Origin of the sequence: Pseudomonas brassicacearum (genome assembly GCF_000585995.1) — a bacterium.
Taxonomy (GTDB): Bacteria; Pseudomonadota; Gammaproteobacteria; order Pseudomonadales; family Pseudomonadaceae; genus Aquipseudomonas; species Aquipseudomonas brassicacearum_A.
On sequence record NZ_CP007410.1, the window covers coordinates 6,455,952 to 6,479,178 of the forward strand.

The 23,227-nt window shown below is 63.3% G+C and carries 18 protein-coding genes; 5 read left to right on the plus strand and 13 right to left on the minus strand.

What is annotated here, in order from left to right; translation table 11 throughout:
* Positions 1-51 precede the first annotated feature (51 nt).
* Positions 52-432 carry a helicase gene (locus tag CD58_RS27920; RefSeq protein ID WP_025216148.1) on the minus strand — a complete coding sequence of 127 codons (381 nt, stop codon included), beginning with the start codon at positions 430-432 and terminating at the stop codon, positions 52-54.
* A gap of 442 nt (positions 433-874) precedes the next feature.
* Between CD58_RS27920 and CD58_RS27925 the strand changes: the two genes are divergently transcribed.
* Positions 875-1,255, plus strand: coding sequence for a DUF6124 family protein (locus CD58_RS27925; protein ID WP_025216149.1), 381 nt, complete (start codon positions 875-877; stop codon positions 1,253-1,255).
* Between the two features lie 372 nt (positions 1,256-1,627).
* On the opposite strand, the gene tagQ is transcribed toward CD58_RS27925, so the two are convergent.
* The 12 genes from tagQ to tagH all read right to left on the minus strand — a co-directional run bounded on the left by tagQ (position 1,628) and on the right by tagH (position 18,954).
* Positions 1,628-2,566, minus strand: a complete 939-nt coding sequence (gene tagQ, locus CD58_RS27930) for a type VI secretion system-associated lipoprotein TagQ (RefSeq protein ID WP_025216150.1) — start codon at positions 2,564-2,566, stop codon at positions 1,628-1,630.
* A gap of 85 nt (positions 2,567-2,651) precedes the next feature.
* Positions 2,652-4,379: an SUMF1/EgtB/PvdO family nonheme iron enzyme gene (locus CD58_RS27935; RefSeq protein ID WP_025216151.1), complete on the minus strand. Its 1,728-nt coding sequence runs from the start codon at positions 4,377-4,379 to the stop codon at positions 2,652-2,654.
* Positions 4,372-5,568, minus strand: a complete 1,197-nt coding sequence (locus CD58_RS27940; protein ID WP_025216152.1) for an ABC transporter permease — start codon at positions 5,566-5,568, stop codon at positions 4,372-4,374. Before CD58_RS27940 ends, CD58_RS27935 begins: the two co-directional genes overlap by 8 nt.
* A complete protein-coding gene (locus tag CD58_RS27945; protein WP_025216153.1) occupies positions 5,568-6,284 on the minus strand; it encodes an ABC transporter ATP-binding protein in 717 nt (238 codons plus the stop codon). Before CD58_RS27945 ends, CD58_RS27940 begins: the two co-directional genes overlap by 1 nt.
* Positions 6,284-9,385, minus strand: coding sequence for a serine/threonine-protein kinase (locus CD58_RS27950; RefSeq protein WP_025216154.1), 3,102 nt, complete (start codon positions 9,383-9,385; stop codon positions 6,284-6,286). Before CD58_RS27950 ends, CD58_RS27945 begins: the two co-directional genes overlap by 1 nt.
* Positions 9,382-10,113, minus strand: coding sequence for a PP2C family protein-serine/threonine phosphatase (locus CD58_RS27955; protein WP_038436737.1), 732 nt, complete (start codon positions 10,111-10,113; stop codon positions 9,382-9,384). Before CD58_RS27955 ends, CD58_RS27950 begins: the two co-directional genes overlap by 4 nt.
* A complete protein-coding gene (gene tagF, locus CD58_RS27960) occupies positions 10,114-10,767 on the minus strand; it encodes a type VI secretion system-associated protein TagF (RefSeq protein ID WP_025216156.1) in 654 nt (217 codons plus the stop codon).
* Complete coding sequence (gene tssM, locus CD58_RS27965; RefSeq protein ID WP_025216157.1) at positions 10,764-14,264, minus strand: type VI secretion system membrane subunit TssM; 3,501 nt, start codon at positions 14,262-14,264, stop codon at positions 10,764-10,766. The genes tagF and tssM overlap by 4 nt, the downstream gene beginning before the upstream one ends.
* Positions 14,261-15,571: a DotU family type VI secretion system protein gene (locus CD58_RS27970; protein ID WP_025216158.1), complete on the minus strand. Its 1,311-nt coding sequence runs from the start codon at positions 15,569-15,571 to the stop codon at positions 14,261-14,263. The genes tssM and CD58_RS27970 overlap by 4 nt, the downstream gene beginning before the upstream one ends.
* Before the next feature lie 6 nt (positions 15,572-15,577).
* On the minus strand, positions 15,578-16,912 hold the full coding sequence (gene tssK, locus CD58_RS27975; protein ID WP_025216159.1) for a type VI secretion system baseplate subunit TssK: 1,335 nt from the start codon (positions 16,910-16,912) through the stop codon (positions 15,578-15,580).
* Positions 16,913-16,927: 15 nt separating this feature from the next.
* Complete coding sequence (gene tssJ / locus CD58_RS27980) at positions 16,928-17,434, minus strand: type VI secretion system lipoprotein TssJ (protein ID WP_025216160.1); 507 nt, start codon at positions 17,432-17,434, stop codon at positions 16,928-16,930.
* Positions 17,435-17,502: 68 nt separating this feature from the next.
* Positions 17,503-18,954 (minus strand): type VI secretion system-associated FHA domain protein TagH, encoded by a 1,452-nt coding sequence (gene tagH, locus CD58_RS27985; RefSeq protein ID WP_025216161.1) that lies wholly within the window; start codon positions 18,952-18,954, stop codon positions 17,503-17,505.
* 416 nt (positions 18,955-19,370) lie between these two features.
* Between tagH and tssA the strand changes: the two genes are divergently transcribed.
* The 4 genes from tssA to CD58_RS28005 all read left to right on the plus strand — a co-directional run bounded on the left by tssA (position 19,371) and on the right by CD58_RS28005 (position 23,225).
* On the plus strand, positions 19,371-20,408 hold the full coding sequence (gene tssA, locus CD58_RS27990; RefSeq protein WP_025216162.1) for a type VI secretion system protein TssA: 1,038 nt from the start codon (positions 19,371-19,373) through the stop codon (positions 20,406-20,408).
* Positions 20,409-20,489: 81 nt separating this feature from the next.
* Complete coding sequence (gene tssB, locus CD58_RS27995; RefSeq protein WP_025216163.1) at positions 20,490-21,005, plus strand: type VI secretion system contractile sheath small subunit; 516 nt, start codon at positions 20,490-20,492, stop codon at positions 21,003-21,005.
* Between the two features lie 14 nt (positions 21,006-21,019).
* Positions 21,020-22,516: a type VI secretion system contractile sheath large subunit gene (gene tssC / locus CD58_RS28000; RefSeq protein ID WP_025216164.1), complete on the plus strand. Its 1,497-nt coding sequence runs from the start codon at positions 21,020-21,022 to the stop codon at positions 22,514-22,516.
* A gap of 220 nt (positions 22,517-22,736) precedes the next feature.
* Entirely contained in the window at positions 22,737-23,225 is a 489-nt protein-coding gene (locus CD58_RS28005) for an Hcp family type VI secretion system effector (protein ID WP_025216165.1), read from the plus strand.
* Positions 23,226-23,227: the final 2 nt, after the last annotated feature.

Genomic DNA, 23,227 nt, shown 5'->3' on the forward strand with positions numbered 1-23,227 from the left:
GGCCGCTTCGCGACCCAGCGGGAGCAAGCTCCCTCGCCACGGGGTTCTCGGCTAGGTTTTCTTGGCTTTCTTCGGCTTCAAGTACTTGGTCAGCCCCTGGAACCAGATCACCAGCGCCGGGTTGCCCTTGATCTGGATCGACTGGTCCTGGATCCCCGTCATGAATGCCAGTTGCTTGTTCCTGGCCTGCATCGTAGCGAAGCCATAGGCCGCGTCCTTGAAGGCGATGGAGAATGCCGGCGTCGGGTAGGTGCCGGACTGGCTGGTGATGCGCTGGTTTTTCACCGTGAAATGCCGGGCGACTTTGCCGTCCAGGGTTTGCAGCTGGAACACCAACTCTTTATCGCCCAACTGTTGCTGGAACGCCGGATTGTTCCGGCTGGCCTTGCCCATCAACAGCCCCAGCATCCACAGCAGAAAACGAAATTTCATGGGCACCGCCTCGTGAGAAAAAGATGAATGGCGGGCAGTTTAGCGATTCTTCGGCGGAACGCCATCATCGGATCGCTTTAGCGGGAGATGAATGTTTTTTCCTGCATGATGACTGCTAAGTCACGTTTTAGCGGCGGGTGATTGTGGCTTTCGTTGGCCTTCAGGGTCCTCGGACATTTCCTTCAAAACGTCGGGCTGTTCATGAACTAGGCAGGGCTCTGGTGCGCCGCTAACCTTTGTTCGTCATCGCAAAAAACGGTGACACGGACGTGCAAGTCCGGTACATATCGGCGCGCAACTGCTATGGCGGCTGTGCGTGGGAGACTCTCAAGGTCTGCCGGGGTCCGATATGCCCGGTCTTGCACACCTACGCACGGCTGCCACCTTAATTCGGTGCAACGAACGGTGGCAGTTTTCTTTAAATACATATCGGGATACATCTATGTTCAAGGTCACTCCTAATCCGCCGCAAAACGGCCACAAATCCCGCGTCCAAGCGCAGGAAGAAAAAAAGCTCGAAGACGCCGCCACCCGCGCCCTCGACTACTACCTCAACCCCCAACCCTCCCCGCCCGAACCCGACAAAAACCAGCTCTTCATCGTCTCGCCCCACATCGACACCGAAACCCTGCTGGCCAACGCCTCCGAAGACCTGCTCTCCATCAGCACCATCGCCGCCGACCTGGCTGACGACGTCGACGACTCACGCCGCTGCGTCGCCCTGGCGATCAGCCGCATGGCCGATGGGGTTCAGTTGTTGGTCGAGCGGGCGTTGGATGATCTGGAAAACAAGGGAATGGCGGCGCCTGACGCCAAGGGGTAGCGCTGGCATTGATGCAAGCTGAGCCGACGCCATCGCGAGCAAGCTCGCTCCCACAATTGGATTGGGGTACAACCGCAAGAGATAGGCCGGCTACTAGGCCGCCTTCGCGGGCAAGCCCGCTCCCACAGGGGATTGGAGGTGTTGCAGATATCACCGGCAACACAAAACAACTGTGGGAGCGAGCTTGCTCGCGATGGCGGCGGGTCAGTCAACATGGATGCCAACTGAACGGACGCTATCGCGAGCAAGCTCGCTCCCACAATTGGATCGGGTACAACCGCAAGAGATAGGTCGGCTACCAGGCCGCCTTCGCGAGCAAGCTCGCTCCCACAGGTTTTGGCTGCTGACCAATGATCAGCAGCCCTCACTCAATCAAACATTCGGGCAAGGAACCGGTGCCCAGTCGCCCAGGTCCGGGTTTTTGCACATGCTGTTGACCTGAGTGGTACCGGCGCTAGCCACCTGCTTGCTTTCATCCTGCTTGGCCTTGGCGGTCTGCAGGGTTTTCTCAGTGGTCACCGCTTCTTTCGGCACGGTCGGCAGCTCTTTCTTCTTCGCCGCGACTACCTTGGTCTTGCTCTTTGTCTTGGTTGGCGCCACAACCGGTGCAGTGTCAGCAGTGGCCACAGTCACCACATCAGTACGCTGCACACCCACCTGCTGCAGGTCTTTCTCATAGGCCTGGGTGTAGTTGTTCAGGTCTTCCGAGGCCTTGCCGTTGACCGCAACGATCAGGTCGTTCGACTCTTTCAGGCCGGAAACGATTTCCGCCAGGCGCTTGCGGCCTTCGGTGTCGTTGACGGTCTTGGCCTTGCGGTCAGCCACCAGCTTGCTGAACGCATTCTGGTAGCACTGCTGCGAAGTCTTCGCGTAAGCGGTGCTGCGGTCGATGTCGGAGACGCTTTTGTTGACGTCGGCAGCGTAGGAAGCGATGCGCTGGTTGTCATCGGCGATCTGCTTCTGGCGCTCGGTGTAGTAACCGGCGGCACCACCGGCCAGGGCACCGCCCGCGGCACCGATGGCGGCGTTGCGACCACGGTCTTCCTTGTCGGCGGTCAGGGCGCCCAGCAAGGCACCGCCGACCGCGCCAACGGCCGCGCCGGTGACAACCGACTTGGTCATGTTGCCTTCGGTGGAGCGCAGGTGCTGCACCGGCTCGTAGCAGTTAGGGTAGTACTCGACCTTGGTGCTCGAGGCGACTTTGGAAGTCGGCGACGTGGCGCAGCCGGTCAGCACGGTGCTGAAGCCAACAGCGACCATCAGCAAGTGACGCTTGGAACCCGAAGCAAAAGGTTTACGGGAGAAAAGCATAGTTGTGTTCTCGTTTAAGTTTTGACCAGCTCAGCGCAGCCCCATTGCCGCCTGAGTCCCTTCCAAGCTCGCTGACAACGAACACTCAAGACCGCTGAGCGCTCGATGCGAGCAATTCCTTCAATATCGCCGCCGGGTCGGCTCGTTTTTGCTGACGATAATCCCCGACATGACGAACGAATAACGTTGCGCGCGCCACCAGGCTCTTGCCCAGTACGGGCTTGCGCTCCAACTCTTCCTTGACGCGTTGAAACTGCGCCTGGATCACGGCATCGGTGTAGCGTGTGCCGGTGGCCAGGTTGTCGATATAAATCGCCACCGCACCATCGAGTGCGCTGCGGCCGTTGTCGATGGCCGTGGCAAACAGCTGGGCGCTGGCCTCGTCCTTGGCGTCCAGGGCCACCTGCCGACTGTTCTGCAGATTGGTCAGGCGAATGTTGTAGTTGTTGACGGTCTCGGCCACCAGGGCCGACGACTGAATCAGGTTGCCCGCCGCTTCCTCGCGCTGCTGGGCGATGAGCGAGACGTTGCGCTTGAGCTCTTCGTTGACCAGCCCCAGTTCGGCTTGCAGGCGCGGGTCGGCGCTGGCGGCGATGATGCTGTCCAGGCGCTTGGTCGGGTCGTCGGCGTCGTCGATGGCATCGGTCAGGGACGCGAGGCGACCTTCTTTCTGCCATTGGGCGAACAGCTCCTTGTAGCGCGAACGCGGCGCCGACAACGCCCCGACGGCCACGCGGAAGCCGGTGGTTTCGTTGCTTTGTTCGGTGCCGTCGGCGGCGAACAACGGGTACTCGCGGCGCATGCCGGTGAACAGCGTGCCCTCGCCTTCCAGGTAGTTACCGCCCTTGACCACGAAGCCGCCGTAGGCGCCCTGGCGGCGACCGGCGTGCACCAACTGGAAGGATTCCTGGACCATCTCGGCGGCGTTGCCGACCACGTCGAACAAGCCAATGGGGTTCGGTAATTTGGTGCCGATAGGCATCAACCGCGCCGCCTGCCCGGTGCCACCGGCGACCTGGTTGAACACCGCCCAATCGGCCAACGGCCCATCACTTTCACTGCCTTCCAGGCGCCGGGGGAACAGGCGCCCTTCCAGGTCCTGACGGCTGACGGCCTGCCCGCCACGGGCGGCGAATTCCCACTCGACTTCCGTCGGCAAGCGCACGAAACCCAGCCCGCCATCTTCGGCAGAAGTGCCGCGACCGCTCACTGGCAGCAAGTCCTTGTGGTATTTCATCAGCCAGGCGCTGTACACCGCCGAGAATCGCTCAGCCTCGAACTTCGACAGTTTCACCTTGGGCAAGCGCCCGGCCATGCCTTGGGGCAAATCGGCTTGCAAGGCTTCGCAGGCCGGCGCCGGTTCGCCGCTGGCCAAGGATTGCGCCTGGGCCATGATCTGGGCGTACTGACGTGCGGTGACCTCGTATTTGCCGATGAAGTACAGCATCGGCTTGAGCGGCGTCTTGGCATCGGTCTTGGGCATCAACGGCGTGATGGTGGTGTTCCAGTCCTTGGGCAGGTCCTTGAGGGTGAACTGGCCGTTGATAAAGTCTCGCCGGTAACCGGAAATGAACGACTGCTGGTACCCGGCCTCGCCTTCACTGAACGGGTAACCGAGGCTGATCTCACGGTCGTCCAGGGTGCCCTGGGCGAGAATGTAGACGTAACGGAACACCATCTGCCCTTCGCACGGCAGCGGCAGGCTGACGTCATCGGGCAACGGCTTGGGGTTATCCAGCTTGTCAGTGCCTTCATCGGCCCAGGCCAAACTGGCCAGGCTCAACGCCACGGCGGCGCCCAATAACTTATACATCGCGAATTCCTTCACACGCCTGGATGCGCGCCACCCGCCAGCCGCCACACGCCGCCGCTACGGCACTGACGCCGAGCACAGCCAGCAGGGCCAAGGTGTAGTGACGCACCAGCAGATGGCTGGCGTACTCGCCCGGCATCTGCGCAAATAAATGGTTCAGCCCCGACTGCGCCAGGCCATACAGCCCGGCACTCAGCAGGGCGGCAAAGGTGGCACTGTAGAGCGCCTGCAACACCACAAACAACAACAGCGCCGCCGTGGAAACCCCCAGCAGGCGCAACACCGACAGCTCCCGGCGCTTGCGTTCGACCGCCGCCAGGGCACCGGCAAAAATCGCCGCGAACGCCCCGGCCAAGGCCAGCCCGGCGATGATCCAGAACACGATCGACAGGTTGCGGCTCAACGATTGCACTTGTGCGATGGTCTGGGCCTGGGTCGACACCAACAAATTCTGGCCAGCGAAATACTGCCGCAGCGGTTCGACGTCACTGAGACGGCGCGCGTACAGGCGAAACGCCGGATACACCCGCTGCCCGCTCACGCCCACCGCATCACCCGGCCAGCCGAACGCGGGCACGGCACGGCCGTCGCGGTAATCCTCCGCCGCCTCCAGCAAGGCCAGCGGTGCGAACAATCCGTCCCGGGCAAAGGCTTCCAGCGGCAGCACGTGCGACACCTGAACCTGCGTGCGCTGCGCCTCGCTGCGACCGGCCACTTGCCGACCGAAACTGGCCTGCAACCAATCGCCCGCCTTGGCGCCGAGCTTTTCAGCGGCGGTCTGGCTGAGCACCACTTGATCCAGGCCTTGGGGCACGGGCAAGCGGTCGAGCAAGGGATCGTTGGCCGCCGTGGGGATCATTTCCACGGTGACGACCGCCGCGTCGCCGCTCAAATCGGCGGTCGCGGCAATTTGTCGGGTGCGCGGCAAGGCGAAGGCCACGTCGCTACGCTGGGCCAATTGCTCGATGAACTCGGCACTGAAGCGGCCACCGCCCAAGGGAATGATTTCCCGGGTGGCCGGGTCGTTCTGCAAGCGTTCAGTGAGGCTGCTGACCAGGCCGAACTTCAGGCCGAACAGCACCAGCAACGGCGCCACCACCGCCACCAGCGCCAACACCGAGCAGGCCGACAGCCAGGCATCGTTGCGGTAATCCTGCCAGGCCAGGGAAGCCACCAGCGCGCTGCGCATCAGCAAGCCTCCCCGAGGGTGGCGGTGACGCCGCCGTCGTCGTCGCGACGGCAACTGATGCGCCGTACCTGCAAACCGCTGTCGCGGGCCAGCGTTTCGTCGTGGGTGGCGACTACACAACACACACCGTGTTCGCGGGCCTGGGTCACCAGCAACTGCATGACGCGCTCGGCGTTCAGTGGGTCGAGGGCAGCGGTCGGCTCATCCGCCAGCAGCAGGCGCGGGCCATGGGCCAGGGCGCGGGCGCAACTGACTCGCTGGCGCTGGCCGACGGACAAGTCCGCCGGCTTCTTGTCCAGTTGATCGGCAATATCCAACTGCCCAGCCAGGCGCGTCACGCTGCCGTCATCCTTCAAACCCAACAGTTTTCGCGACAACTCGATGTTGCCGCGCACGTCCAGGAAGCCCAACAGGCCGCCGGTTTGCAGAACATAACCCAGGTGACGACTGCGCAGCTCGGCCAAGGTGCCTTGTTGCGACCCACGCCACAATTTGGCGATGTCCAGCGGCGCGTTGGCAGGGCTGAAGTCGAACCGCCCGGCCTGATCCGGCGCCAGCACCAGCGCGAGCAAGTCGAGCAAAGTGCTTTTGCCGCAGCCGCTGGGTCCAACCACCGCCAGTTGCTCACCGGCACGCAGTTGCAGCCGTGGAATCACCAGGCTGTAGCGCTGGCTGCCGGCGCCCCGGCTTTTGTGCACTGCGCTCATGTCCAGCATCACGGCAGCGTCGACAACGGAACGCGGTACAAGGCATCACCCGGCTCGGCATCGCCGAAACGCACCCAGTTCGCCAAGTCGTTGTGGAAGGTTTCGTAGAGGCGGATTTTCGAATCCAGCTCGTCGATGAAGTCTTCCTGCTCGGCCACGCTCAACGACAGCCACAAATCCTGGGTCATGTTCAGCGACTTGCTGCGGTACGGCAGCCCTTCCAGGTACTCGCCGAGAATCCCGCCGTCGGCCAGGTTGCCACCTTTGCGCAACGCCGATGGGTCGCGGCTCATGTAGGCGCTGGCGCTGGCGATTTCCTGGAAGAAATCCTTGGGCGAGCTCTGGGTCTTGCGGGCCGCGTCGACGATCAGCTTCAGCGATTGTTGCAGGTCGTTGAGTTGCAGCTTGGTCAGCATCACGCACACCTGAAACGCCGGCAGCGCCGGGTTGGTCAGGTCGCGGTCGGCGGTCCAGGCGCTGACCAGTTGCGGCGCCTGGCTGGCGGATTTACGCCCCAGGAAGTCCATGTGCATTGCATAGCCGACCGCCGCCGATTTATCCGCCAGGCTCGGCGCGGCGCTCAACAGCGGCACGGCTTGCGGTTTGTTGCTGCGCACCTGGTGCACCAGGTCGGCGAACACCGAACCGATCTCGTCGACACGCTCGCCGAACTTGCGCACGTCGGCGCCCGGCACCGGAATGTACAGGTCACCGATTTGCGGGTTGGCGTCGGCAGTGAGGATGCGGTACTGGCTCTGGGCGCCAGCGTGGGTTTTCTTGCCGGCATCGCTGAGCAGGTGCAGGGCATAGATCTTGATCTGTTTGCCCAGCGCGGCCTGGCGCACTTCGGCTTCGTTCATTTGCGTGGCGGCAAACGGGTCGTTCTTGCGCAGGGCGCCGGCATCGGTGACCAACAGGATCAAGCGTCCGCCGTAACCGGACCAGTCCATGCCTTCGACGGCTTCCATGACCCCGGCGAACGCATCTTCGTTGAACGAATGGCTCGACACCGTGGACGCCTTGACCTGCCGCGCCAGGTCCATGAAGCGTTGCGGATCGCGGCCCTGTTCGAGGGTGATCAGGGTCTTGGCGACGTATTCCAGGCCCGGGGTTTTCTTGATGCTGCTGCGGAAACCCACCATGCCGAAGCTGACGCTGTCCAACTCGCCACGCTCGGCAATGCGGGTCTGCAACTGGTGAACCACGTCGCGGACCTGATCGATGTAGGGCTGCATGGACACGGTGGTGTCCACCACCAGCACCACGGCAGTACGGAACGCGTCGGCGTTGGCGGTGGTAATCGGCGTGTTGGTCGCGGCGCGCGGGGTGTTGCCAGGGTCGATGGACGCCACGTTCAGCAACTGTACCGGCTGGCCGTTTTCATCGATGCTCTCGCGGGAATCGAAGATCGGCAGCAGGTAGAACTGGTTCTGCGGCACGGCGCTGGCGGCCGGTTCCAGGGCCAGCACTTGCTGGTCGCTGGTCGGGTTCTGCTGGGCCTTGAGCAGCACGTTCTTGGCCGCTGAAGGGTTAGCCAAGAGCTTTTCCACTTCGCCCGGCTGGCGCAGGAACATCACCGGCGCACGGCCGGAACGCTCGGTGAACTTGAGCACCAGGCTTTGCTTCCAGTCGCTGACCTGGGCGGCAGGCAGCCAGCCGTCGCTGCGCCCGTCGGTGGCCGCGCCGACCCGGACCCACGGGCTGCCGTCGACGTCTTTGCGCTGATACACATACAGCACGGAAAACGCCGGCAGTGCCTTGCCAGGCTTGACGCCCGGTTCATCGGCGAGCGTGGCCCCCGGCTTGCTGAGCACCCGCTGGAACAGGGTTTTCTTGCCGGCCATCAACAGCGGACGCTGGCCGCCGTCGGCCTCGGTCGCCACGGGAGGCTGGGCCGCAGGGGTGACGGGAGGCTTGACCGCCGGCACGTCCGGGGCCTTCGGCGGCTTCACTTCCGGTGGCTTGACCGAGGTGGTCGTGACCACCGGCGTCTTCACTTCTTTGCCATCGTCACCGGCCAACCACCAATAACCCGCGCCACCCAGCGCCAGCGCCACGGCCACCGCGACAGCGGCCAGGGCGAACACCGGTCCCTTGCGTTGCTCCGACACCGAGGATTGAACCGTCGGTTTTATCGGCGGCGGAACGGGCTTTGACTGCGGCTTCGACTGCGATTGTGGTTGTGAATAAGCCGGGCCGCTGGGAATGTCGATGGACATCGGCGTCAAACCCGCCAAGTCATCCACCGGAGGCGGCGTGGTCGGCAGTTGCAACGACAACGGCCGGATCAGCGTCGCTTCAGATTCTTGAGGCAGGTTATCCAGCGCCCGCAGCAGCGCCGCTGCGTCCGGGAAACGCTCCGCCGGGTCCTTGGCCAACAGCTTGCGCAACACGTCCTGATATCGGCCATGGTGCACCGGCAATTCCGGCAACGGTTCGGTCAGGTGCGCCAGGGCCGTGGACAGTGCGTCGTTGCCGGTATACGGCAGTTTGCCGACGAGGATTTCGTAGAGCACCACGCCCAGGGCGTACAGGTCGGCGCGGCCATCGATGTCCTGCCCACGGGCCTGTTCCGGGCTCATGTAGCTGGGGGTGCCGACGGCAAAACCGGCCTGGGTGAACTGGGTGCGGTCGTCCAGGGACTTGGCGATGCCGAAGTCCGAGAGCACCGCCGTGCCATCGGCGCGGAACAGAATGTTGGCCGGCTTGACGTCACGGTGCACCAGGCCCAGCCCGTGGGCATAACCCAGGGCCGAGGCGATCTGGCGGATGTAGGTCAGGCCCTGCTCCGGCGTCAGGCCCGCGGCGATGCGTTCCTTGAGCGTGCCGTTGGGCAGGTACTCCATCGCCATGTAATACAGCTCACCGACATTGCCGATGTCATGGATGGTGACGGTGTGCGGGTGCGACAGGCGCGCCAGGGTCTTGCCTTCGCGCAGGAAGCGCTCGCAGAACGTCGGGTCGGCGGCCAGCGCGGCGGCCATGACCTTCAACGCCACCTTGCGCTCCAGGGAACGCTGGGTCGCCAGGTAGACGCTGGCCATCGCGCCTTCACCGATCGGCCCTTCAATGTCGTAGCCCGGGATGACAATGTTCAGGGTCAAGCTCATGACGGCACCTTCACGACAACCACGGTAATGTTGTCTGGCGCGCCGCGCATCAGGCCCAGGGACACCAGGCTGCTGGCGATTTCGCCGGGCTCGTCGTGGCTCAGCACTTCGCGGATTTCCTCGTCCTCAACGGTCTTGGTCAGCCCGTCGCTGCACAACAGGTAGCTGTCGCCGGGCACCAACAACAGCTCGACCAGGGCCAGGTTCAACTGCGCTTCGACGCCGATGGCCCGGGTGACGATGTTGGCCCGAGGATGCACCCGCGCTTCGGCTTCGCTGAGCAAGCCGCTGTCCTGCAGATCCTGGACGTAGCTGTGATCCCGGGAGACGCCTTCGAGCACGCCGTCGCGCAGGCGATACAGGCGGCTGTCACCGGCCCACAGGCACATGCCGCGCAGGTCACGGGTGGCCAACACCACCACGGTGCTGCCCATCATGGTCACGCCACGGTTGGCGGTTTCTTCACGCACGGCGGCGTTGACCCGCAGCAGGTCGCTTTGCAGCGCGGCGACGTATTCGTCCAGCGAGCGACCCACGGCGATGCTGCGCAGGCTGTCGACGATCAGGCTGCTGACGTAGTCGCCCGCCGCGTGCCCACCCATGCCATCGGCCACGACCCACAGGCCGTTTTCCGGCAGGTCCAGGCAGGCGTCTTCGTTGACCTGGCGGACCATGCCGACGTGGCTCTTGCTTGCAGACTTGAATGCTTTTCCGGCACTTGGACGCATCTACACAACACCCTCTTGGCCGAGCAAAAATTGAGCAAAATCGGCAGCGGCCGGCAGCCCCTGACAACGCATCAAACCGGGCGCGATGCGCTCCGAACCCTGGCCCCACCACAGGCTCGCGCCTTCACAGGCCGACTCGGCCAGGGCACTCATGCGTCGTTGCGGGTCAGTGGCATCGAAGCGATGCAGGCTGGCAAAGCGGCTGCTGGGGGTGCGCGGCAGGTACATCGGGCTACCGAGGGTTTCCAGCTGTTCGTTGAACGCCTCGAAACTGGCCTCCACGCTCAACGTGCTCAGCAACAGGTTCTCGACCCGCTCAAACCACTCGTCCGCACCGCCCACCACGGACGCCGGGTCCGCGTCGGGCTCCAGCAGCACCGCGACGGTCAGCGGAAAATAACGGCCGACCCGGTCGATACTCGGCATCACCACCCCGACCGCGGCGTCCGGCCCGCACACGCCGGGCGCGACCATGAAGCGCCACAGCGGGCTGACCAGATAGGCATCGAGCCAACGCTCGCCGAGGCTGGTCTGGCTGGCGAGCAAACCCGCCGCCAGCCACGAATCCCAGGGGCTGATAAAGCTCTGGGGCAAGCCACGGCTGACGAAATCGCCGCGGCTGGCCAACTTTCCATAGAAGCCCGGTGTACTCATAGCCGCTCCGGCAGGCTGAAGCCGCTGAGCACTCGGCTCTTGAACGGGTTGAAGGCGCTGTTGGCCCGCAGTTCGTAAGAAGCGCTGGCGCCATCGACTCGCAGCCGCAGGTTGAAGCGATCCGGCGAGTTGCCGGCGGTCAGGTCCGATTGCTCCAGCAGCCGGAACCAGGCCCATGGCCCATCCAGGGTGATGCCGGAGCGACCGTTGGCGGACGGCGGCATGATCGAGATCCGCACCACGCCGATGCTGCCCGGGTTCGGCCATTGCATGGCGGTCGGACGGCTCGGGCCGTGGTCGTAGCTCAACTGCTGGCCGTCAAGGTCGAGCAGGAACTGGGTGATGGTCGAATCCATCGCCACCGGTTTGAGCTCGAAGCGCACCATCGGCTGAGTGCCGCCGGAACGGAAGAACGCATCGCGGATGGTCGCCGCCCGCTGGAAGGTTTGCAGCACACCCGGGGCAATGCCGAGCTTCTGCGCCGCGCCCGGCTGCCAGCGCCAGGTCGGTGTGGAGGTGTCGACGTAGGGTTGCAGGTATTTGCGGAAGTAGTTGTCCATCACCCCGCCAACCCCGAAGAACTGACCGAAGTCATCGAGGGTCGCGTCCCGCGCACTGCCCGGCGACATCGGATAACGCCCGGCCAGGGACTGGCGGTAGATGTTCACCACTTCGCTGGTCCAGGCGGCGTTCAGTTGATTGCGCACCCCGCCCATCATGCTGTTGGTGGTGGAGTTGACCACCGACTTGACCAGGCCCTGCACCAACGGCGGCTGGCGCTCAGCGTTGAGGCTGACCCGGGTGGCGGCGGCGCTGGCCTGGTTCTTGGCTTCGCCGAGCAAGGCGTCGCCGCTGGCACCGACCATGGCGCTGACCTGCACGTACAAGGCGTTCATGTCGGCCAAGAGGCCATCGATGGCTGCCGGTTCGCCTTCGTTTTTATTGACGATGCTGTTGAGCTCGGCGAAGTGCGCGGTGATCGGATCATCGCTGGCCTGCGGTGCGTCTTGCGTCGCCTGCTCCTGGCCGAGCAAGCTGCCCAGGCGCTCCTTGAGCTTGTCCACACTGCCTCCCGCCGGCGCGCCTTGGGCGGCCAGCAGGCGTTCGTCCTGTTGCAGGTCGGTTTCCTTGGCCACCGCCACCAGCAGTTTTTTCAACGGCGAGGTCGGCCCGGAAATCACCCGCAGCACATCGGCGGCCTGGGCCACGCTGGTGATCGGCACGAAGTCGATATCGGCCAGCAAGGCGTCCCATTGGCGCAGGTAGTCCTGGAAGTACAGGCGACGGACGTCGGCGGCCAGGCTGGCGACGTTCTGCTGATCGGCCTGTTCATGGCCCAGCACCCATTGCTCTTCAGCCAGGGTGCCGGTCTGGCTCAGGCTGGTGAGCAAGAAGCCTTGGCGGTAGCCCTTGACGGTGAAGAACCCGCTCAGGGGTTCGCCCAACGGCTTGCCGCTCTTGCGACTGAACACCAGCGCGGCGTCACGCCCGGCCGCTTCATTGATGCGGAAGTCCGGTACGCCCTCGGGCAGTTTCTGCCGCTTGATGCGGTCATAGACGCGCTGGGCCACGGGCAATTGCTGCAATTGCCGGCGCAGGTCTTCGATCAGGCGCGGGTCCAGGCGCGCGGTTGGCGGACGGCGCTCGAACAACGCCTGCAAATGCTCGCTCAACGCCAGGCGTTGCTCGGCCGGCAGGTCACGGGGCAGGCTGCGATCCCAATCCAGGGCGATCCAGGCCTTGATGAAGTCGGCATCGTAGTGCTCGGTGTCGGCGAGCATCAGGTAGGCCTTCAAACCTTCGTAGAGGAAATCCGAATTGCCGCCGCCGTGCAGTTGTTCTTCGACCCGCGTCAGCAGGCGAGGCGCGAACACCGCGATCAGCAACTTGCGATAGACGCTGCCGGACTCGGCTTCGAGCATGTCGCCCTGGTACAGGCCCAGGCCTTCGGCCCAGTCGGGAGCGTCGTCGGCCAGGTGCTTCACGGCGTTGAGCAACGGCAATACCGCGAGCACATCCCGTTGTGCCGGGCTGAGGTTCTGCACGGTCTGGCCCAGTGGCGCGACCTTTTGGTCGACCTGGGTGATGTACGCCTGGTTGGCGCGGTAGCTGACCCACCACAACGTCCCGACCACCAGCACCACGGCCACGGTGGAGGCCAGTACCCCGCGGGCGATCCACTTGCGCCGACGCTCGACTTTCGGGTCGACGCCCACCAACCCGCGCTCGGCGAAGGCCACGGCGGTGAAGAGTTTTTCGATGAAGTAACTGCGCCCGGTGCCGGTCTGGCGCGCCAGGTGCTGACGGTCCAGGTTCATGCTCTGGGCCATGGAACCGATCAGGCGATCGATCGGGCTGCCTTCCTGGGTGCCGCTGGTGAAATACACACCGCGCAGCAACACCCGCTCTTCGAAGGCGTTGGGTTTGAACACGCCCTCGAGGAAGCTTTGCAGGCAATCTTTCAAGGCGCCGAACTGCTGCGGGAAGCCATAGATCAGATCGCGCCGCGCCGGGTCGCGCTCTTGCTGCAAGCGTTCCACCAGGCGGTCGTTGAGGCGTTGCTCAAGGCCGGTGAATTCGCTTTGCAGGTGCGCCAGCGGGCTGTCGTTGCTCTTGCCATCATCCAGGGCGAAGGTCATGCCCCAGACCTGGGCGCGCTCTTCCTTGCTCAGTGTATCGAAATACTCCATGAACCCGGGCACCAGGTCGAGCTTGGTGAGCATCAGGTAGATCGGGAAGCGCACGCCCAATTGGGTGTACAGCTCCTGGATCCGCAGCCGTATCGCGGCGGCATGGGCGGCGCGCTCGGCGTCGCTGCCCAGCAGCAGGTCGGACAGGCTGATGGCGATGAACGCACCGTCAATCGGACGACGGGCCCGCTGTTTTTTCAACAGCCCAAGGAAGCCCAGCCACGCGGCCTTGTCGACGGTGGCGTCGCTGTCCTGGGTGGTGTAGCGGCCGGCGGTGTCGAGCAGGACGGCCTGGTCGGTGAACCACCAATCGCAATTGCGCGTACCGCCCACGCCGCGTACCGCCCCGGCGCCCAGTTGCGCGGCCAGGGGGAAATGCAGCCCGGAGTTGACCAGCGCGGTGGTCTTGCCCGAACCCGGCGGGCCGATGATCACGTACCACGGCAGTTCGTAGAGGTTGCGCCGTTCGTCACCGCCCAGTTTGGCTTTCTTGAGCAGGGCCAGGGCTTCGTCCATGCGCTGGCGCAAGGTTTCGAGTTCTTCGGCGGTGGCGATGCTGGTCGGGTCGGGTGGCGTTTGCGCGGCCAGGCTGCGCATGACTTCGGCGGCCTGACGGCGGGCCTGGATGATGCGAAACACCCGGTAGGCGATCCACACCGCAAACACCAGGATGATCAACGCCCAGCGCCGGCCTTCGGGCACCAGCCACTCCAGCAGCGGGCCCACGAACCAGATGATCAGGCTCAGGGCGATCAGCCCCAGCAATGGGATGACCCAGCGGGTCATAAAACTGAAAAACGCCTTCACTCGACCCCCTCCGCCAATACTGTGATTTCAACCCGACGATTGCGCGCACGTCCCTCGGTCGTGGCGTTGGACGCCAGCGGCTCGGTGTCGCTGCGGCCTTCGGCACTGAAGCGCTCGGGCTGACCGGTCTTGGCCGAGAGAATCTCCAGCACTGACCTGGCCCGTGCCTCGGACAACGCCCAGTTGGACGGGAACCTGAGGGTGGCGATCGGGCGATTGTCGCTGTGGCCGGTCACCAGGACCTGGCCCTTGACCTTGCGCACGGCATCGGCGATGCGCAGCATCAACGGCTGGAAATCGTCCTTGATGCTGGCGCTGCCAGAGGCGAACAGCTCATCGCCACGAATGGTCACCACCGAGCGGTCCACGGCGTCTTCCACGGCAATCCGACCGGCCCTGATTTCATCGGCCAGGAAACCGGCCAGGCGTGGGCGCTCGATCACTTTCGGCTGTACCACGGGACGGTCGATGGCCTGCACCGGGATTTCACCCAGGAAATGAATGTTCTTGAACACCGGCTCGGCATCGGCGGCCAGTTTCATGCGCAGGCCGAACAGCAGCGCCAGCAACAAGGCGGCGCCGATGGCCACGGCGATCCACGGCGGCATGAATTGCGCCAGGCGATCACGGGCCACGGTGACACCGCGCCAATGGGGCGACAGCTCACGCTCGTAGTCGCCACGGGCGCTGCGGATCACCGCGCTGGTGCGCTCGCGCAACGCTTCCAATTGGCTGCGCCCGTCGTTCATCACCCGGTAGCGTCCCTCGAAGCCGAGGCACATGCACAGGTACAAAAGCTCCAGCAGGTACAGGCGTTCCCGCGGACTTTGCAGGCAGTGTTCCAGCAGCTGGAAGACTTTCTCGCCGCCCCAGGCTTCGTTGTGCACGGTGATCAACAGGCTCTGCTTGCCCCAGTCGCTGGTGCCGCCCCACGGGGTGCTCAATACCGCTTCATCCAACGCGGTGCACAAGGCGTAGCGGGCCAGCAGCACCTCATTGCGCACCACGCCGGCGGCCTCGGCGCGCTCTTCGAACTGGCGCAGGTAGGCCAGCAGTTGTGCGCGCAAACTGGCGGGGGCCGGGTGGGCGATGGTGCTGCGCAGGCGCGTCAGCAAGGCCAGCAGCGGACCGGCCGCACTCTCCAACGGGTTGAGGCCTTGGGCCTTACCGGTCAGGACCGGTGCAGCCGGCATCGACAGTGGTGCCGGCGCAGGTGTCGGTTGTGGACGGCCAGCGTCCGGACGGAAAGGATCTGCGCCACGGCCACCGGGCGTCGGCATGAACTGGGTACGATCATCGTTGCTCATCGCGGTTTATCCTCGGATCGCCCAGAAAGCCAGGTTCAACCCTGGGAACTGGCCGGCGATGTGGAATGCAAAGCCGCCGGAATTGCCCAGTTGCTGCCAGTGCTCACTGCCCCGGTCGAGTTCGTAATAGGTGGAACCGGCGTGGTACGGCAGCTGCCGTGGCGCCACCGGCAACGGCAACAGGCCGATGCCTGGCAGTTGCAGGTTGACCAGGTCGCGGATGTGCTCCACCGAACCGACCTTGCTCTGCTGGCCGAAGCGACTGCGCAGGGTTTCGGCCGGTACATCGGCGCGCACCACCAGGATGAAACTGGCGCTGTCGAGCAGGGTCTTGTCGGCCAGCATCGCCACGTGGACGCCGTAGGCTTTCTCGACAATCGGAATCGGCGTGGCGCGGCTGTCGATCAGCATCGACAAGGCTTCGCGCAGGGCTTGCATCACCGGTGCGTAACTCAACGCCAGGTCATCGTGCTGGTATTGCGGATATTCCTGCGGTCGCCGCCCGGAAGCGGTGAAGGTGGAGAACTCCCCGGCCAGGCTCACCAGCTCGCTGTAGAACCGTTCGGGGTGCAAGGGGCTCAACTGGCTCAGGTGCTGGATCAGCGGCTGGGCGCGGTTGACCAGTTGCAGCAGCATGAAATCGGCGATCTCCGAAGCGCCACCCGCCCCGGAAGCCACCACCCGCCCGGCAAGGGCTTCGCCGCGCTGATGGAGCAAGCCCAGCAGTTCGCTGCGAAACGCCGCCAACGGCTTGGAAGCGATGACATCCAGCAATGGCGGGATGTAGGCGTCGTCGAGCACCAGCGCACGGTCGGCACGTTTTTCCTTGATGCGCACCACACCGACGGCGGCGTAATCGCCGATGCCATCCTGTGCGGTCAGCAAGCGCAGCGCCCGGGAACCCAGGGCGACCGGCGCACGGTTTTCGAACGGCGCGTTGTCGTCACGCACTTCGCTGACCTGGCTGATGTAGCGCGCCGCACCCAGGTCTTCACCTTCATCCACGGTGTCACGAGCGCCGGCGCGCTTGAGCGGCAAGGCCAGGTACACCAGGCCATCGCGCAGGTTGTCGTCGACGTTCAGCGGCGTGGGCGCCAGGTCATCCTGGGGAATGTTGAAGGGCGTACCGTCCGGCAACAGACCACGCGCCGAGATGATCGCCAGTTTGCCCTGGGCCAGCAGGCCCTGGTCGATCAGCAATTCGGAAAAACCCCAGGCGCCGGCCGACAACGGGCGGCTGCGAGCGTCGATGAGGTTTTCCAGGTAACGGTCATGCTGCTGGAAGTGCTGCGTTCCAATGAACATGCCTTCCGACCAGACCACGCGATTGTTCCAGGACATGGGGGCTCCGATTGCTTATTGGGCAGGGCTGGATGGGGGAACGACGACGGCGCTGCGCACGGCGCGCACATCGAGGCTGATCTGGTATTCGGTGTATTCGCGGGCCGGGACATTGATCACCGTGCGCCACAGCGACTGGTCCAGCTCGCGATAGCCCACCAATAGGCCGATGTGCCGCGTGGCCGGGTCGAGGTCGCGTTGCAGGCTCAACTGCTGGCCGGGCTGGATCAGCACTTCGTCCTGGTCGATCAGGTCGGCGCCCAGCGTCGCCTGGGCCCGTTCGGCCAGGGCGAAATAATCGGAGCGGCTAAAGGTGGCGGCATTTTTCAGCTCGAAAATGCGCACCCGGACCGGGGCTGGCTGGCCGGTGGCGCCGGGGTTGAGCCCGGAGATGGCATGAAAGTGCAGCTCGACGGCGGCGGTGTCGGCCTCAGCTTCTTCGGGCTGGGGACTGGCCGCATCCTTGGCGCACGCCGTCAGCAGAAGCGCGGTGGCGACTGCGAGTAAAAACCTGGGAATCATCCTGCGTCCTCAATGACGTTTGAGCTATCCGTTGTTGGCTTATCGGTATTGTTATAAGACGGCGACGCTCAACGGCGTCGCTGTCGTGTGCTGTGTTCTTCGTAGGCGCGACTGAATTCACGACCGAACAGGTCTTGGAAATCCTCCTGGGCCTCCCGGGAAATATTGCTGTAGAGCTCGGTAAATTGTTGCCAGTACTGGGCCTGTCGCGAGCCACTGAAAATACCCGACAGCCCGCCGGGCTTGGCCATGCGCTCTTCCAGTTGCGCCGGTTCGAAGCGCGCCAGCAAATGCTTGATCGCCGCTTCCACACCGGCCATCACCGCCAGTTGGTGGGCCCGCAGATCATCAAAGCTGTCACGCACCGCCGCGTCGGGCGCCATGAACGCCTGATTGCCGTGGCGCAACAGCAACAGCAGGGCTTCATCGACGTTGGGCGCGAATTTCAGCGGGTTGTTTTCCACCGGCTGGATCATCGTCTGCTGAATGCGGAACTCACCCTTGAGGCTGCTGCGGGCACGCAAGACATCGATCAGGCCTTCGACCATCAGCCGATAACTGCGTCCGATGCTCTCCATCTGCGCTTCGGTCTGGGCCTTGTCCAGACGCAACTGATCCAGCCCGGCACCGCGCAGGAAAGCCTGCAGCAGATCGGGTTGTGAAGTGTCGACTGGCGTGACCGGAGGCTCGACGCGGGTGACCGGCGCTTCACGTAAAGGCGCAGGCTCGGTCGGTACGCTGACTTCAGCGACCGGCACTTGAGGGACAGGCGTCGGTACCGGCTCAATCACCGGCAGCGCTACAGGCGGTGGAACAGGCAGCGGCGCGACGGGGGCAATCGCCACGGGCGCAGGCTTGTCGCTGAACAGGTCCCAATCGTCCGGAATCAACGGGGCCGACGTTATCGCCACGGGCTCGACCACGGGCGGCGGGCTCGGACGGGGGATCGGCGTGGGCGGACGGAAATCATGCTGTTCGGCCGGGACATGGTCAGGCTGGGTGGCCGGCGGGACGCTGGTCGGGCTGAGAAAATCGAACAGGTCCGGCAGGGTGTCCATGGACGACACGCCCTGGAAGTGCGCCGGTGGGGCCACTTGCATCAACGGTGGCGTATTCACTGCGGCGCTCTGCTGCCCCATCAAGGCTTCAAAGCTGCTGGGCGATTCGGCGAACGGATTGCTGTCGGTGACCGGCAGGTTGAAATCGACGCGCGCCTGGATTTCATAATCGCCGATGCGGATCACTTCGCCATCTTGCAGCGGCTCACTGTTGCCCTTGCGCAAACGAATACCGGCCTTGACCAATTCCACACCATTAGTGCTGTTATCGGTTAAGTAATAGCGCCCGTCTTTGTATTGGATAACACAATGTTTGCCGGAAACCAGACGCTCAGGGTCCGGCAATACCCAGTCATTATCGGAATTGCGGCCAATTGCCATCACCCCCTGGTCCATGGACTTTTCAGAACACTGGCCTGGGGTAATCTTGTGATAACTAGTGATAGTCAAACACAGCGGCATCTCGCCTCCTTGCTGAATACTTCTTGTCGCGTCGTTGCACGCAGGCGGTTATGGGGGCTACGCCTAGGTGACTCGCCAACAAACCTCTGCAAACAACCTCGAAACGGCTTTTTGCCAGCATGAATGCTGATCTTAACCGGCCTGCGTGACAAAAAACCTGCATCGGTGCCTGCTTCGACCTACCGGTCGCGCGGGTTGTTAAGCGCCTCACAACTGTCACACAGGCGAAATAGCTTACCTTGACAAGCGATAAGTACTACACCAAAAATGCACAACTTCTTGAATATAGATGATGGCACTTTAAAATCACACCGCGATTAAAGCGCCATTACCGTCAAGGGACATGCAAAGTTTCATCCGAAACTTGCGTGTGAACTGCCCGACTTCTTCAGCGGGTGATAGGGAGATCGATCCAAGTGGATGTGCCTTTGTTGCTCGCCGCCGTTTCCGCGACTTCGCCCTGCGGTGAAGATCTGGAATATGACGCGGATTTCTTGCGCCTGGAACGCGATTCTCGAGGCCAGCCCGAGCGCAGCATGGGCGATTCGATTTTGCCTGCCGAACCGCCTGAGTGGCGCAGCATCCAGCAACAGAGCCTGGACTTGTTGCAACGCAGCAAAGACCTGCGCATCACCCATTTCCTGTTGCAAAGCTCCCTGGCCCTCGAAGGCATACCGGGCCTGGCCCGTGTACTGACGCTGATCAGCGAATTGCTCAAGCAATACTGGGCCGAGCTGCATCCGCGCCTGGACGCCGATGACGACAACGACCCCACCGTACGCATCAATGCCCTCGCCGGCCTGACGTCCGACGTCACCATTCGCCTGCTGCGCGAAAGCATCCTGGCCCGTTCGCGAACCTTCGGTGCCGTCAGCCTGCGCGCCGCCGCCAACGCCAGCGGCCTGCAAAGTTTTCCCGATGAAAGTCTTGGTGCCGAACAACTCGCCGGGGCCTTGCTCGACAGCGATCCCGAGCAGTTGGAGATCACCCGCGCCGCCCTGTTGGAAGCCCGCAGCGCCGCCGAGTCCATCGAACAACAAGTCAGCGATCAAGTCGGTTCCGCCCAGGGCGTGGACCTTGGCCCGTTGAAGCAACCGCTCAAGATGGCTTTGCAGATTCTCGGCCAATTCGCCCCGCAGAGCGGCGACAGCGAACTGCCCGACGCCAGCGGCGACGACAACGCCGCGCCAACTGAATATGCCAGCGCGCCAAGCGCACCGCGCAACACCGTCACCAGTACCGTCAGCGGCGAAATCAACAACCGCGACGACGTGCTGCGCAGCCTGGACCGAATTCTTGCCTACTACACCCGTCATGAGCCCTCCAGCCCGCTGCCGGTGCTGTTGAATCGGGCCAAGAATCTGGTGCATGCCGACTTTGCGGCCATCGTGCGCAACCTGATTCCCGACGGCATAAGTCAATTTGAAAACCTGCGCGGCCCAGACAGCGAATAAAAAGCGAGCGGATCACGCAGTCACGTCACCGGCACCCCCGATGACGCCAACACCGTCGCTCAAGCGACCAGGAGCAGCAACGTGGCGAAGCAAAGTTCTCAGAAGTTCATCGCGCGCAACCGCGCGCCTCGAGTGCAGATCGAGTACGACGTCGAGCTCTACGGCGCCGAGAAAAAGGTCCAGTTGCCCTTCGTCATGGGGGTAATGGCCGACCTCGCCGGTAAGCCCGCCGAGCCTCTGGCCCCAGTGGCCGATCGCAAGTTCCTCGAGATCGACGTCGACAATTTCGACTCGCGCCTCAAGGCCATGCAGCCTCGCGTGGCGTTCCATGTGCCCAACGAACTGACCGGCGAAGGCAACCTGAGCCTGGACCTGACCTTCGAAAGCATGGACGACTTCAGCCCGGCAGCCGTGGCCCGCAAGGTCGACTCGCTGAACAAATTGCTCGAAGCGCGCACCCAGCTGGCCAACCTGCTGACCTACATGGACGGCAAGACCGGCGCCGAAGAAATCATCATGAAAGCGATCAAGGACCCTGCCCTGTTGCAGGCCCTGGCCAGTGCGCCAAAGCCCGCCGATGCAGAGCCTAAGGCTTAATCAGGACCCCGATCATGACCGAATCAGTACGTGAAAATCAGTCCCAGCCCCTGGGCACTGCCGAAGTACCCAGCGAGTTCGCCTCGCTGCTGATGCAAGAATTCAAACCCAAGACCGAGCGCGCTCGCGAAGCCGTCGAGACGGCCGTGCGTACGCTGGCCGAGCAGGCCCTGGCGCAGACTGACCTGGTGTCCAACGACGCCATCAAGTCGATCGAATCGATCATCGCCGCCATTGACGCCAAGCTCACCGCCCAGGTCAACCAGGTCATCCACCACCCCGACTTCCAGCAACTGGAAAGCGCCTGGCGTGGCCTGCACTACCTGGTCAACAACACCGAGAGCGACGAGCAGCTCAAGATCCGCGTGCTCAACATCTCCAAGACCGACCTGCACAAGACCCTGAAGAAATTCAAGGGCACCGCGTGGGACCAAAGCCCGATCTTCAAGAAGATGTACGAAGAAGAATACGGCCAGTTCGGCGGCGAACCTTACGGTTGCCTGGTGGGCGACTACTACTTCGACCAGTCGCCACCGGATGTCGAGTTGCTGGGCGAGCTGTCGAAAGTCTGCGCGGCCATGCACTCCCCGTTCATCGCAGCGGCATCGCCGACCGTGATGGGCATGGGCTCGTGGCAGGAACTGTCGAACCCGCGCGACCTGACCAAAATCTTCACCACCCCGGAATATGCCGGCTGGCGTTCGCTGCGTGAATCGGAAGACTCGCGCTACATCGGCCTGACCATGCCGCGCTTCCTGGCGCGCCTGCCGTACGGCGCCAAGACCGACCCGGTGGAAGCCTTCGCCTTCGAAGAGAACACCGACGGCGCCGACAGCTCCAAGTACACCTGGGCCAACGCCGCCTACGCGATGGCCGTGAACATCAACCGTTCGTTCAAACACTTCGGCTGGTGCTCGCGCATCCGTGGCGTTGAATCGGGCGGCGAAGTGGAAAACCTGCCGGCCCACACGTTCCCGACCGACGACGGTGGCGTGGACATGAAGTGCCCGACCGAAATCGCCATTTCGGACCGCCGTGAAGCGGAACTGGCGAAGAACGGTTTCATGCCGCTGCTGCACAAGAAAAACACCGACTTCGCCGCCTTCATCGGCGCCCAGTCGTTGCAGAAACCGGCCGAATACGACGACCCGGACGCCACCGCCAACGCCAACCTGGCCGCGCGCCTGCCGTACCTGTTCGCCACCTGCCGTTTCGCCCATTACCTGAAGTGCATCGTGCGCGACAAGATCGGCTCCTTCAAAGAACGGGACGAGATGCAGCGCTGGTTGCAGGACTGGATCCTCAACTACGTCGACGGTGACCCGGCGCACTCCACCGAGACCACCAAGGCCCAGCACCCATTGGCAGCGGCCGAAGTGATCGTCGAAGAAGTCGAAGGCAACCCGGGGTACTACAGCTCCAAGTTCTACCTGCGTCCGCACTACCAGCTCGAAGGGCTGACCGTGTCGCTGCGACTGGTATCGAAACTGCCGTCGGCCAAGGGCGCATAAACAACAGTTGAAATGGGCTTTCCTGTGGAGGCCCTTTGTGGCGAGGGAGCTTGCTCCCGCTGGGTCGCGTAGCGACCCCTTCTTGTGGGCGCTGCGCACCCAAGCGGGAGCAAGCTCCCTCGCCACAGGGTGGTCCACAGGAGATCTTCATTGAGTTCACAGATTTCGCAAGGTCAGCGTCAACCAAACAATGTGGTTAGAAACCACACAGGGAGAAAACATGGCTGTTGATATTTTCATCAAGATTGGCGACATCAAGGGCGAGTCCATGGACAAGGCCCACAAGGACGAGATCGACGTCCTGAACTGGAGCTGGGGCATGTCCCAGTCCGGCAACATGCACGTGGGCAGCGGCGGTGGTGCCGGCAAGGTCAACGTCCAGGACCTGTCGCTGACCAAGTTCGTCGACAAGGCTTCGCCGAACCTGATGATGCACTGCGCCAGCGGCAAGCACATCGACAAGGTCAAGCTGACCGTGCGCAAGGCCGGCGGTGAAAGCCAGGTCGAGTACATGATCATCAACCTGGAAGAAGTGCTGGTCACTTCCCTGAGCACCGGTGGCTCGGGTGGCGATGATCGCCTGACTGAAAACGTCACCCTGAACTTCGCCAAGGTGCTGGTGGACTACCAGCCACAGAAAGCCGACGGCACCAAGGAAGGCGGTCCGGTCAAGTTCGGCTGGAACATCCGTCAGAACGTCAAGGTGTAATC